Below are 13,292 nucleotides of genomic sequence, written 5' to 3' on the forward strand. Positions count from 1 at the left end.
CAGCCGCAGCAGCTTCTGCACGAGCGGAAAGGCGATGCCGGGCGCGAGCAGATCGTCTTCGCGCTGCATCTGATACGCGCGATAGGCATCGAGGCCGTCGCGCTCGAACAGCGCATGGCTTTCGCTCAGATCGAACAGCGCGCGCGAGGATATGGCGACGACGAGGCGATCGTCGATGCTGTCGGTGGCGACGGGCGGATCGGTGGGCATTGCCGCAGTTTAGCGGCGCGTGGATAAGAAAAGAGCGCCGAGGAGTGAGAAAAGAGTCTTGCGGCTACTCGTTCCTCACTCCTCCTCCCGCATTCCTGCTTACTCGAACGTGTCGTCAAAAATGCCGTCGGTCGCAAGCGCGACGGCCGCGACCATGTCGATCTGGCCGTAGCCCTGCACCGGATTCGGGAACGTCGTCGCCGGAATGCCGCCGCAGACCTGCGTGCTGCTCGTCAGCGGCACCGCGGTCGAGCGCAGGATCGACGCAACGGCAGCGGGATTGCCCTTGAGGTTCGGATTGGCCTGCATCAGCAGGGCGACCGCGCCGGCAACATGCGGCGTGGCCATGCTGGTGCCGCTCATCGACGTGTACGCGGTGTCGCTCGAGCGCGTGATCGAACGCACGCTCGAACCCGGCGCGACGATGTCGGGCTTATTGACCGTGCCGGTGCCGGTTCCCGCCGTGACGGGACCGCGACCCGAGAAGCTGGAGATCGCGTCGCCGGAGGTCGTCGAGCCGATCGTCAGCACGCTGTCGAGCGAGCCCGGCGCGTTCGTGATCGTGCTGCAGGCCGAGCCGTCATTGCCGGCCGCGGCAACGAACACGATGCCGCCGGCAATCAGGTTCTCGATCGCCGCCGAGATTTCCGAACCGGAGATCAGCGTGCAGCCTTCGTCCGGCGGGCAACCCCAGGAGTTGCCGATCACGTCGGGCGCAAGATCCGGATTCGGGTTCTGGCCGGCGAGATCGGTCGGCGCGAGGAACCACTGCGCGCATTCGTTGTAGGTCGCCGGCGTGCCGGCGCCCGCATTCATGTTGCGGCAGCCGATCCACTTCGCACCGGGCGCGACGCCGACCTGGTTCGTGGCGCCGTCGTCGCCGACCATCGTGCCGACCGTGTGCGAGCCGTGGCCGTTGTCGTCGCAGGGCGCCTGCGTGTCGGCGGTGCAGCTGCCGTTCGCCGAGTGGATCGAGTCGTGCCAGTTGTAGTTGTGATCGGCCGTCTGCGACGTCGAGTTCCAGCCGCGGTACTTGGCCTTGATCGCGCCGTGGGTCCAGCGGATGCCGGTGTCCTGACCCGCGATGACGACGCCGGCGCCGTTGTAGCCGAGCGCCCAGACCTGCGGCGCCTTGATCTTGTTGACGCCCCATTCGATCGCGCTGGGCTCGCGCGGCGCTTCGGCGACTTCCTGCTGCGGCAGGCTCAGCGCAATCGATGCGTTCGAGCCGATCGCTTCGATATCGTCGCGCGCGGCGAGCACCGCGAGCTGCGCCGGCGTGAGTCGCGCCTGGATCGAGTTCGTGATCCAGAACGGCTGGTAGCTGACGCCTTCGGCATCGAGCCAGCGGCGCAGGTCGGCCTGCGTGACGTCGGCCGTCGCGCGCAGCATGTCGACGAGCGCGCGGCGGCGTTCGAGATAGTTGCCGTCGGTACGCAGCAGCGCCTTCGGCGCTTTCGCGCGCAGCACGATCAGCGTATCGACGGGCTCGCCTCGCGCGGCCTTGGTCGTGAGCACCGCATCGACTTCGGCCGCCTGGCCGGCCATGGCAGTGCAGGTAGCCGCCAGGGCGAAGGCGATCTGGAGGGACAGCGAACGCAGGTTGATCTGACGCATCGGTAAATTTCCCCAAGGAATAAGGCCGCGGTGCGCTGGCGCGTCGACCCCGGCGTCTGCCTCCCCTGCTTACGGTCGCGCCCAACCGGTCGACCTTAGCGCCGAACGCGCAACAGGCGCAAACACGGCGAAGGCATGACGATGTTGCACCGCGCGCAACCGAGCGAAGCGGCGGTTGCCGGTTCTATGCGAAATCGTTGCGCCGTGCGCTCAGGCGAACGGATCTGCGAACGGATGCGCAGTGTCGCAACGCACCAGCACGGAATGCGTCAGACCTCGAACTGTTCGTTGAGAATGCGATCCTCGAGGTTGTGTTCCGGATCGAACAGCAGATTCATCACGCGCTCGCGCGATTCGCGGATGGCGACCTCGACGATGTCGCGGACTTCGTAGGAATCGGCCGTCGCGCTGACCGGGCGCTTGTAGTGGTCGAGGACTTCGAAACGCACCTCGGTCGCCGACGGCAGGATCGCGCCGCGCCAGCGCCGCGGCCGGAACGGACTGATCGGCGTCATCGCGAGCACGTTGGAGCCCAGCGGCAGGATCGGGCCGTGCGCCGACAGGTTGTAGGCGGTCGATCCGGCCGGCGTCGACAGCAGGATGCCGTCGCAGACGAGTTCCTCGAGCTTGACCGCGCCATTGAGCGACACACGCACGTGCGCGGCCTGCTTGGTCTGGCGCAGCAGCGACACTTCGTTGAACGCGGTCGCCGTGACGGTGGAACCGGATTCGGTCTGCACTTCCATCATCAGCGGACGCAGCACGGTCGGCTGCGCGCGCGCGATACGTTCGTCGAGCGCGTCGACGCGATACTGGTTCATGAGGAACCCGACCGTGCCGAGCTTCATGCCGTAGACCGGCAGGCCGCGCGTCGTGTGCCGGTGCAGCGTCTGCAGCATGAACCCGTCGCCGCCGAGCGCGACGACGACGTCGGCCGCGTCAATCCCCGCATCGCCGTAGCGCTCGCGCAGGAGATTCAGCGCGGCCTGCGCTTCTTCGGTCTTGCTCGCGACGAAATGGAGACGCTGGCTCATCGCAGGCGGACTCTTCGCGGGACGGCGGCCGAGTGTAACCCGCGGAGATTGGCTGTCGCATGGCGGACCGAGGAAAACAGTGAAGGAGCGAGAAACGAGTGAGAACGAGCGAATTGCCGCTCCGACTCGTTTCCCACTCCTCGTTCACGTTTCACTCGCTGCCTTACCGCGCTCCCGCCTGCACCAGCTGCGCGAGACGGCGCACGGCGACCGACACGATCGGGTAATCGGTGACGACCTGGCTGCGCATGTCGGCGAACATGCCGAGCGTGAACTTCAGCGACGCGTCGTCGCGATTGAGCCACTGTTCGACGAGCTCGGCACCGCCACCCTTGCCGCCCTTGAGCACCTGCGCGGCGAGCGCGCGGTGCTGCTGGTACAGCTCGTCGCGCAGCGAGCCGCGCGCGTGCGCGTGCCAGCGCGTCTCGACCGGCAGTTCCTCGACCTTCGACATCAGCCACTTCAGGTGCAGCGCTTCGCCGAGCGCGAAATGCACCTGTGCGACCTGCGCGACTTCGAGGGCGTTGTCCTGCGCCGTGTCGATGATGTCGAGTCCGGACACGAGCGCCGGCACGCCGGCGAGCTGCTCGGCGAGCTCGACCGGGAAGCCCTGTGCGAGCCAGCGTTCGCGCGCCGCATCGAATGCCGCGCGTTCGCTGGCCGAGAGCACCTCGGCCAGCGACTGCTTGAGCTTGAGCATGCCCGGCTGATAGCGCGACACGGCCTTGGCGATGTCCAGCGACTCGCCCGGCTGGTTCAGCAGCCAGCGCGTCATGTTGCGCAGCAGCTGCCAGATCACGAGCAGCGCGTCGATCTGCGCGTTGCCGTTGACCTTGCCGTCGAGCGCTTCGATGCCGGCCCAGAGTTCGCGCGCATCGACGACTTCGCGCGCGATCGTGTAGGCCTTCGCGACCGGCGCCGGCGCCTGGCCCGTGTCTTCCTGCATGCGCAGCACGAAGGTCGCGCCCATGCGGTTGATCATCGAGTTCGTCACCGCAGTCGCGATGATTTCGCGCTTCAGGCGGTGGCGCTCCATGTGCGCCGAGTATTTTTCCTGCAGCGGCTCGGGGAAGTAGCGCTTGAGTTCGCGCGACAGATAGGCGTCTTCCGGCACGTCGGAGTCGAGCAGCTGCTGGAACAGCACGATCTTCGAATACGACAGCAGGATCGAGAGTTCCGGACGGGTCAGGCCCACGCCGCGCGCCTTGCGCTCGGCGAACTCGGCGTCCGACGGCAGGAACTCGATCTGGCGATCGAGCAGGCCCTGCGCTTCCAGCGTGCGCACGAAGTGCTGCTTCGCGCCGAGGCGGCTGACCGACATGCGCTCCATGACGCTGATCGCCTGGTTCTGGCGATAGTTGTCCATGAGCACGAGGCGTTCGACCTCGTCGGTCATGTCGGCGAGCAGCACGTTGCGCGCTTGCAGCGTGAGTTCTTCGCGCTGCACCGCGTCGCCGAGCAGGATCTTGATGTTGACCTCGTGGTCGGACGTGTCGACGCCGGCGGAGTTGTCGATGAAGTCGGTGTTCATCAGCACGCCGTTCATCGATGCCTCGATGCGTCCGCGCTGGGTCATGCCGAGATTGCCGCCTTCGCCGACGAGCTTGCAGCGCAGCTCCTTGCCGTTGATGCGGATCGCGTTGTTCGCGCGGTCGCCGGCGTCGGCGTTGGTCTCGCTTTCCGCCTTGACGTAGGTGCCGATGCCGCCGTTCCAGAGCAGATCGACGGGCGCCTTGAGAATCGCGCGCATCAGGTCGTTCGGCGACATGGCGTCGACGTCTTCGGCAATGCCGAGTGCGGCGCGGATTTCCGGCGAGACGGGAATCGTCTTCGCGCTGCGCGGGAATACGCCGCCGCCCCTGGAGATCAGGCCCGCGTCGTAGTCGGCCCACGACGAGCGCGGCAGCGCGAACATGCGCGTGCGCTCCTTGAACGAGATCGCCGCATCGGGGTTCGGGTCGAGGAAGATGTGGCGATGATCGAACGCGGCAAGCAGGCGGATGTGCCGCGACAGCAGCATGCCGTTGCCGAACACGTCGCCGGACATGTCGCCGATGCCGACACAGGTGAAGTCTTCGCTCTGCGAATCGCGGCCGAGCGCGCGGAAATGGCGCTTGACCGATTCCCAGCCGCCCTTCGCCGTGATGCCCATGCCCTTGTGGTCGTAGCCGACCGAGCCGCCCGACGCGAACGCATCGCCGAGCCAGAAGCCATGGTCGGCCGAGATCGAATTGGCGATGTCGGAGAACGTGGCCGTGCCCTTGTCCGCGGCGACGACGAGGTAGGGGTCGTTCGCATCGTGCCGCACGACGTTGCGCGGATTCACGATCTCGCCGTCGACGATGTTGTCGGTGATGTCGAGCAGCCCGTTGATGAACATGCGATAGCACGCGATGCCTTCGGCGAGCTGCGCGTCGCGGTCGCCGCCGGCCGGCGGACGCTTCACGAAGAAGCCGCCCTTCGAACCGACCGGCACGATGACCGTGTTCTTGACCATCTGCGCCTTGACGAGACCGAGGACTTCCGTGCGGAAGTCCTCGCGGCGATCCGACCAGCGCAGGCCGCCGCGCGCGACCGGGCCGAAGCGCAGGTGCACGCCTTCGACGCGCGGCGAATAGACGAAGATCTCGCGATAGGGCTTGGGCTTGGGCAGGTCGGGCACCTGCGCCGGATCGAACTTGAAGCTGATGTAGTCCTTCGGCTTGTTGCCGTCGAGCTGGTAGAAGCTCGTGCGCAGGGTCGCGCGGATCACGCCCATGAAGCTGCGCAGGATGCGGTCTTCGTCGAGGCTCGCGACGCGGTCGAGCAGCACGCGGATCACGCCGATGATCGCGTCGGCCTGCGCGTCGCGCGATTCGCTGCGCGCGGCATACAGCGATTCGAACGCGAGCGCATTGCTCGCGCGCACGTCGTCGGGCACGAGCGCATCGAGTTCCTTGACGAGGCGCTTGCGCGCCTGTTCGACCGAGGTCTTGCTCGCCGCGTCGCGCGCCGGATCGAACTTCGCCTCGAACAGCTCGACGAGGAGTCCGGCGATCGCCGGATACTGGTTGAGCGTCGCTTCCATGTAGGCCTGCGAGAACGGTACGCCGGTCTGCAGCAGATACTTGCTGTAGCCGCGCAGCATCGCGACCTGACGCCAGTCCATCTGCGCGCCGAGGATCAGCTTGTTGAAGCCGTCGTTCTCGGCCTGGCCTCGCCAGATGCGCTCGAACGCGTTCTGGAACGCGTCGCGGACTTCATCGATGTCGAATTCGCAGGCCGCGGCGGGCTGCACGTCGAAATCCTGGATCGAGATCGTCGACTCGCCGAGATCCATTTCGTACGGATGCTCCGACAGGATCTTCAGGCCCATGTTCTCGAGCATCGGCAGCGCATCGGACAGCGTGATCGGCGCGCCGTAGCGGAACAGCTTGAAGCGCAGGCCGTCGCCCTTCTTGCGCGAGCGGTACAGCGACAGGCGGATGTCGTCCGGCGTCTTCAGCGCCGCCGCGGCCTCGACGTCGGCGACGGCGAGATGCGGCGTGACTTCCTCGATGTAGCTGGCCGGCAGCGCCTTGCCGTACTTGTTCGCGAGCTTGAGGCCCTTGTCCTCGCCGTGCTTCTGCACGAGCGCGTCGCGCAGTTCGTCGGACCAGTTGCGCACGATCTGGCCGAGCTTGGCTTCGATCTCGGCGACGTCGTACTGCGCGCGCTCGCCGGGCTTCGGCCGGATGATCAGATGCAGGCGCGCGAGCGCCGATTCGCCGACCTGCACGGTCGAGTCGACGCGGTCGCCGTGCAGCGCGCGCTTGAGCATCGCCTCGATGCGCTCGCGCGTCGCGTTGTCGAAACGGTCGCGCGGAATGAACACGAGGCACGAGAAGAAGCGGCCGTACTTGTCGCGGCGCACGAACAGGCGCGAGCGCGTGCGTTCCTGCAGCTGCAGGATGCCGACCGCCGTCGTGAACAGTTCTTCCTCGGTGGCCTGGAACAGCTCGTCGCGCGGCAGCGTTTCGAGGATGTGGCGCAGCGCCTTGCCCGAATGCGATTCGCGCTTGAGGCCCGAGCGGCCCATGACCGACTCGACCTTCTGCCGCACCAGCGGCACGTCCTGCGGACGGCGCATGTAGGCGCCCGAGGTGAACAGGCCGAGGAAGCGCTGCTCCGTCACCGGCACGCCGGCGTCGTTGAAGCCGAGCACGCTGATGTAGTCCATGTAGCCCGGACGGTGCACCGTCGCGCGCGAATTGGTCTTGGTCAGGATGATCGCGTCGGTGGAGCCCGACTGCGGCAGCTCGCGCGCGACCAGCGTGTTGAGCGGACGCGGTGCCGCGTCTTCGTCCTGCCGCAGGATGCCCAGGCCGGAATTCGGCACGGTCACGAGCACGTCGACGCCGTTGACCTTGTCGACCGCGTATTCGCGATAGCCGAGGAAGGTGAAGTGATCGTTCGCGACGAAGTTCAGGAACTCCTGCGCTTCGGCGATGCCGGCCGCGTCGACCGGCAGCTTGCGCTGCGGCAGTTCGCGCGAGAGATGCAGCATCTTGTCGCGCATCGTCTGCCAGTCGGCGACCGCGGCGCGCACGTCGTGCAGCGCACGCGTCACGCCCTGCTGCAGCCGCTTGAGCTCTTCGGCTTCGGCGATGCGGCTGATCTCGAAGTGCATGATCGATTCGGTCCTGCCCTTGCCTTCCGCGAGCAGCGAGAGCACGTGGCCGCCGGCGTCGCGCTCGATCTGGTAGACCGGATGCACGGTCGCATGCACGAGCAGACCGGCGGCGCTGACGGCCATGCTGACCGAGTCGACGAGGAACGGCGAGTCGTCGGTGACGACCTGCAGCACGGTATGAGTGGATTCGTAGCCTTGTTCGTCGAGCGAGGGGTTGAACACGCGGACCGAGGCGGTGCCGGGCTTGCGCACGCGGACGAATTCGAGGAGGTCCAGCGCCATCGCCGCCCATTGCGTCGCGGGACGCGTCGCGAGGTCTTCCGCCGTGACGCGATGCAGCAGGTGGGCGGTGAACGTCTGCGCCTCTTTGAGCCGCGCCGCGCTCAGCGTGCTCGTGAGTTCCGTCAGCACGGCCTCGACGGCCGGCGCCTGCGCATTCTCGCTCTTGGCGGACATGGGCTTCCCTGAAACTGTGAAAGAGGCCGCGGAGGATACGCCTCCAGGGCATATGAATCCAGCCGAAAATCCCCCTAAAAACGGGTGTTTAACGCGGGGTCATCGCCGTCCGCCGCAGGCCGTGCGGACGGCTTCGCGCCGGTACCCGGCAGCCGCCGAATGCCAGTGCCACTGCCCGCTCGAATCGCAGGAACCGCTTTCGTCGTCAGGGCGGCTCGGGCACGACTTTGGTCGAAAGGCCATCGACGCAGGTATCCGCGCCGACTATGCTCCGCCAATTCCTGAACTGGACGGTACAGTCCAAAAGTCATGGCCGTCTCTCCCGCCGCCACGTTCGAGCGCCAGCAGCGCATGCGCGACGCCGCGATCGAACTCATGTTCGAACTCGGCTACGCCGTCAGCATGGACGCCGTCGCGCAACGGGCGGGCTGCTCCAAGCAGACCGTCTATGCCCATTTCGGCAGCAAGGAAGGATTGTTCCGCAGCGTCGTCGCGGAACTCCTCGGCCCGATCGGCGCAAGCCTCGATCCCGACGCTGCCGACCTCGATACGGCGCTGCGGCGCTTCGCCCGGGCACATCTCGAGCATCTCGCCCAGCCGCGCACCGTGACGGCGATCCGCATGCTGACCACCGACATCGCGCGCTTCCCCGACGAGGCCCGCGCCCTGTTCGATGCCGGCGCCCTGTCGATCCAGCGGCGCCTCGCGGGCTGCCTCGCCGCCGCCATGGAACGCGGCGAGCTGCGCCGCGACGAACCCGATGCGCTGGCCGAGCTGCTGCTCGGCATGCTGGTCGGCTTCGATGTCGACCGCCGCCGCCTCGGCCTGCCGGGCCGCGATACGCCGGCCGAACGCGAGGCCTGGTGCGATCGCGTCGTCGATGCGTTTTTACGCGCCCATCGCGAACGCGACGCCACGCTCCTTTCTTCCATCTCTCCAAGGATGTCCTCATGAGCCCGCAGCCGCTGCGCCTGCTCCTTCCCCTCGCCCTGCTGCTCGCGCTCGCCGCCTGCGGCAAGAACAACGGCCAGCAGGCGGGTGCCGCGCCGCCGCCGCCGGAAGTCGGCGTGGTCCTCGCCAAGGCCGGCGCGGTGCCGCTGACACGCGATCTCGTCGGCCGCCTCGCGGCCACGCGCACGGCCGAAGTCCGCGCGCGCGTGCCCGGCATCGTCGAGCGCCGCCTGTATACCGAAGGCAGCGACGTCAAGGCCGGCGAACCGCTGTTCGAGATCGATCCCGCGCCGCTCAAGGCCGCGCTGAACGCGCGCGACGCCGCGCTCGGCCAGGCGCGCGCCAACGCGGCGAATGCCGACGCGAAGGCCAGGCGCTACCAGGACCTTGCCGCGCGCGGCGTCATCGCCAAGCAGGATCTCGACGACGCGATCGCCGCGCAGCGCACGAGCGCCGCCGCGGTGCGCCAGGCCCAGGCCGACGTCGACGCCGCGCGGCTGAGTCTCGGCTATGCCGCGGTGACCGCGCCGATCGCCGGCCGCGCCGGCCGCGCGCTCGTGACCGAAGGCGCGCTGGTCGGCCAGGGCGAAGTCACGCCGCTGACCGTCGTCGAGCAGATCGATCCGATCTACGTCGACTTCAGCCAGTCCGCCGCCGAAGTGTCCGACCTGCGCCGCGCCCAGGCCGACGGCAAGCTCAAGCTCGCTGCGGCCGATCAGGCAGAAGTGCAATTGTTCCTTCCGGACGGAAGCACCTACGGCCGCAACGGCACGCTGAGCTTCGCCGACCTCGCAGTCGATCCGACCACCGGCTCGATGTCGCTGCGCGCGACATTCCCGAATCCGGAACGCACGCTGCTGCCCGGCATGTTCGTGAAGCTGCGCGTCGTGCAGGGCGAACTCGAACAGGCCTTCCTCGTGCCGCAGAAGGCGATCCAGCGCGATCCGAAGGGCGCCTACGTGCTCGTCGTCGGCGCCGATGCGAAGGTGCAGCTCAAGCGCGTCGAACTCGGCGAGCTGCGCGGTGCGGACTGGGTCGTCAAGAGCGGCATCGCCGACGGCGATCAGATCGTCGTGTCGGGCCTGCAGAAAGTGCAGCCGGACAAGCCGGCCAAGGCCGTGCCGGTCGAACAGCTCGGCAAGGCGCCGGAAGCCGCGCCGGCGCCCGCGCCGAAAGCGTAAGGAGAACGCACCGTGCCCCACTTTTTCATCGAACGGCCGATCTTCGCCTGGGTGATCGCGATCCTGATCACGCTCGGCGGCGTGCTGACGACGATGCGACTCGGCATCGAGTCGTACCCGCAGATCGCGCCGCCGCAGGTCGTCGTCAGCGCGACCTATGCGGGTGCCAGCGCCGACACGGTCGAGAAGACCGTGACCCAGGTCATCGAGCAGCAGCTGAACGGCATCGACAACCTGCTGTATTTCAGCTCGACCTCGAACGCGAGCGGCAACGCGTCGATCACGCTGACCTTCCAGAGCGGCACCGATCCCGACATCGCGCAGGTGCAGACGCAGAACCGCGTCTCGCTCGCGCTGCCGCGCCTGCCCTCGGAAGTCACGCAGCAGGGCGTGGTCGTCGCGAAAGCGAACGCCGGCTTCCTGATGGTCGCCGCGCTCAAGTCCGACGACGGCTCGCAGGACTCCTACGCGCTCAACAACATCATCTCCTCGCGGATCCTCGACCAGATCCAGCGCATCGCCGGCGTCGGCAGCGTCACGCAGTTCGGTTCGGAATACGCGATGCGCATCTGGCTCGATCCGGACAAGCTGCAGGGCTACGGCCTTGCGCCCGGTGCCGTGCTGGCGGCGATCCGCGGTCAGAACGTGCAGTTCGCCTCGGGCGCGATCGGCTCGACGCCGACCGTCGACGAACAGGGCATCTCCGCGAGCGTCATGGCCGAAGGCCGCTTCACGACGCCCGAGCAGTTCGAGAACATCGTGCTGCGCACTGCCGCCGACGGCACCACGGTCAGGATCAAGGACATCGGCCGCGTCGAACTCGGCCCGTTCTCCTACGGCCGCACGACCTATTACGGCAAGAACGCGATCGCGGGCTTCGCCGTGCAACTGCTGCCCGGCGCGAACGCGCTGCAGGTTTCCGATGCGGTCAAGAAGCGCATGGACGAACTGCAGCCGAGTTTCCCGGCCGGCGTGTCGTGGTTCACGCCCTACGACAGCACGACCTTCGTGCGCCGGTCGATCTTCGAAGTCGTCGAGACGCTCGCGATCGCCGTCGTGCTCGTGTTCGTCGTCATGCTCGTGTTCCTGCAGAATCTGCGCGCGACGATCATCCCGACGCTCGTGATCCCGGTCGCGCTGGCCGGCACCTTCCTCGGCATGTACTTCATCGGCTTCACGATCAATCAGCTCTCGCTGTTCGCGATGGTGCTCGCGATCGGCATCGTCGTCGACGACGCGATCGTCGTGATCGAGAACGTCGAACGCATCATGAGCGAGGAACACCTGAGTCCCAAGGAAGCCACGCGCAAGGCCATGGGCCAGATCACGAGCGCGGTCATCGCGATCACGGTCGTGCTCGCCGCGGTGTTCATCCCGAGCGCGATGCAGGGCGGCAGCGTCGGCGCGATCTATCGCCAGTTCGCGCTGACCATCGCGATCTCGATGGGCTTCTCGGCGCTGCTCGCGCTGTCGTTCACGCCGGCGCTCTGCGCGACTCTGCTCAAGCCCACGCATCCGGAACCCAACCGCTTTTTCCGCTGGTTCAACCGCACCTTCGACCGCGTGCTCGGCACGTATACGCGGCAGACCTCCACCGCGATCAAGCGCCCGGGCCGCTGGATGATCCTGTTCGGCGTCGTCGTCGTGCTCTGCGGCGTGCTGTTCACCCGCATGCCGGGCAGCTTCGTACCCGAAGAGGACCAGGGCTACACGCTCGCGATCGTGCAGCTGCCGGCCGGCGCGTCGCTGAAACGCACGACCAAGGCCATGGAACAGGTCAGCGACATCCTGTCGAAGAACGACGCGGTCGAAGCGGTGCTGCAGGTCAGCGGCTTCAGCTTCATCGGCCAGGCCGACAACGTCGGCATGGCGTTCATCCGGCTCAAACCCTGGGACGAACGCAAGACCAACGCGATGACCTTCATCCAGCAGGCCAACGGCGCATTGTTCGCCGGCCTCAAGGACGCGCAGGCCTTCGTCGTCAACCTGCCGACGATCCAGGGCCTAGGCGCGTTCGGCGGGTTCGACATGTATCTGCAGGATCGCGCCGGCGGCGGACACGAAGCGCTCGTCGCCGCGCAGAACACGGTGCTCGGCAAGGCCGCCGAGAAGAAGGATCTGCTGCAGGGCGTGCGTCCGAACGGACTGCAGGATTCACCGCAATTGAAGATCGACATCGACCGCGTGCAGGCGCAGTCGATGGGCCTCGCCGTGACCGACGTGTTCAGCGCGATCCAGCTCATGCTGGCGCCCGTCTACGCGAACGACTTCTTCTACCAGGGCCGCGTGCTGCGCGTGGTGCTGCAGGCCGACGCGCCATTCCGCATGAGCCCCGAAGCCTTCAACCGCTTCTTCCTGCCGAGCTCGAAGACCACGACGGACGCGACCGGCAACACCACGCCGAACATGATCCCGCTGTCGAGCGTCGTCAGTTCGAAATGGATCATGGGACCGCCGGCGCTCGTGCGCTTCAACGGTTATTCGGCGATCGAGATCGTCGGCTCGCCGTCGCCCGGCCGCAGTTCCGGCGAAGCCATGAAGACCATGCAGGACATCATCGAGAAGGACCTGCCGCCAGGGTTCGGCTTCGACTGGGCCGGCCAGTCGCTGCAGGAAATCGTTTCGGGCAACCAGGCACCGCTCCTGTTCGCGCTGTCGATCCTCGTCGTGTTCCTCTGCCTCGCGGCGCTCTACGAGAGCTGGTCGATTCCGGTCTCCGTCATGCTGATCGTGCCGCTCGGCGTGCTCGGCGCCGTCGCGTTCTCGCTGCTGCGCGGCCTGCCCGACGACGTGTACTTCAAGATCGGCCTGATCACGATCATCGGCCTCGCCGCGAAGAACGCGATCCTGATCATCGAGTTCGCCGTCGAGGCGCAGCGCCACGGCAAGCCGCTGCGCGAAGCCGTCATCGAAGCCGGCCGCCTGCGCATGCGGCCGATCCTGATGACCTCGTTCGCATTCATCCTCGGCGTGCTGCCGCTCGCGGTTTCCAGCGGCGCCGGCGCCAACGCGCGTCATGCCATCGGCACCGGCGTCATCGGCGGCATGGTCTTCGCGACCTTCCTCGGCCTGCTGTTCGTGCCGATCTTCTATGTCGCGATCCGGCGCATGCTCGGGGATCGGACGGACGAGGCGAGGAACGAGTGAGACGGGCAGGAGTGAGAAACGCGTGGTGAAGCGGCAGCGCTGCCG

At 67.1% G+C, this 13,292-nt stretch carries 7 protein-coding genes; 3 read left to right on the top strand and 4 right to left on the bottom strand.

The window, feature by feature from the left end; translation table 11 throughout:
* The 4 genes from VLF18_RS00265 to VLF18_RS00280 form a co-directional block, all read right to left on the bottom strand.
* Window positions 1–210, bottom strand: a 210-nt coding sequence (locus VLF18_RS00265) for a 5'-nucleotidase (RefSeq protein ID WP_325277604.1), incomplete at its 3' end; no start/stop codon positions are given.
* A 99-nt stretch (window positions 211–309) separates the two neighbouring features.
* Window positions 310–1,827, bottom strand: coding sequence for a S8 family serine peptidase (locus tag VLF18_RS00270; RefSeq protein ID WP_325277605.1), 1,518 nt, complete (start codon window positions 1,825–1,827; stop codon window positions 310–312).
* A 269-nt stretch (window positions 1,828–2,096) separates the two neighbouring features.
* Window positions 2,097–2,861, bottom strand: coding sequence for an NAD kinase (locus VLF18_RS00275; protein WP_325277606.1), 765 nt, complete (start codon window positions 2,859–2,861; stop codon window positions 2,097–2,099).
* Window positions 2,862–3,024: 163 nt separating this feature from the next.
* Entirely contained in the window at window positions 3,025–7,968 is a 4,944-nt protein-coding gene (locus tag VLF18_RS00280; RefSeq protein ID WP_325277607.1) for an NAD-glutamate dehydrogenase, read from the bottom strand.
* Between the two features lie 309 nt (window positions 7,969–8,277).
* On the opposite strand from VLF18_RS00280, the gene VLF18_RS00285 reads away from it, so the two are divergent.
* Genes VLF18_RS00285 through VLF18_RS00295 form a run of 3 tightly spaced genes read left to right on the top strand, consistent with a single transcriptional unit; the run spans window position 8,278 to window position 13,247 of the window.
* On the top strand, window positions 8,278–8,922 hold the full coding sequence (locus tag VLF18_RS00285; protein WP_325277608.1) for a TetR/AcrR family transcriptional regulator: 645 nt from the start codon (window positions 8,278–8,280) through the stop codon (window positions 8,920–8,922).
* Window positions 8,919–10,100 (top strand): efflux RND transporter periplasmic adaptor subunit, encoded by a 1,182-nt coding sequence (locus VLF18_RS00290; RefSeq protein ID WP_325277609.1) that lies wholly within the window; start codon window positions 8,919–8,921, stop codon window positions 10,098–10,100. Before VLF18_RS00285 ends, VLF18_RS00290 begins: the two co-directional genes overlap by 4 nt.
* A gap of 12 nt (window positions 10,101–10,112) precedes the next feature.
* The gene (locus VLF18_RS00295) at window positions 10,113–13,247 is read left to right on the top strand and encodes a multidrug efflux RND transporter permease subunit (protein ID WP_325277610.1); all 3,135 of its coding nucleotides are present in this window, start codon (window positions 10,113–10,115) and stop codon (window positions 13,245–13,247) included.
* The last annotated feature ends 45 nt before the right edge of the window (window positions 13,248–13,292 follow it).

The sequence above is a fragment of the Tahibacter sp. genome (assembly GCF_035481375.1).
Lineage (GTDB): Bacteria > Pseudomonadota > Gammaproteobacteria > Xanthomonadales > Rhodanobacteraceae > Tahibacter.

Excerpts from the sequence above, each read along its gene's own strand:
- VLF18_RS00270 (WP_325277605.1), bottom strand. The coding sequence starts at position 1,827 with ATGCGTCAGATCAACCTGCGTTCGCTGTCCCTCCAGATCGCCTTCGCC.
- VLF18_RS00275 (WP_325277606.1), bottom strand. The coding sequence starts at position 2,861 with ATGAGCCAGCGTCTCCATTTCGTCGCGAGCAAGACCGAAGAAGCGCAG.
- VLF18_RS00280 (WP_325277607.1), bottom strand. The coding sequence starts at position 7,968 with ATGTCCGCCAAGAGCGAGAATGCGCAGGCGCCGGCCGTCGAGGCCGTG.
- VLF18_RS00285 (WP_325277608.1), top strand. The coding sequence starts at position 8,278 with ATGGCCGTCTCTCCCGCCGCCACGTTCGAGCGCCAGCAGCGCATGCGC.
- VLF18_RS00290 (WP_325277609.1), top strand. The coding sequence starts at position 8,919 with ATGAGCCCGCAGCCGCTGCGCCTGCTCCTTCCCCTCGCCCTGCTGCTC.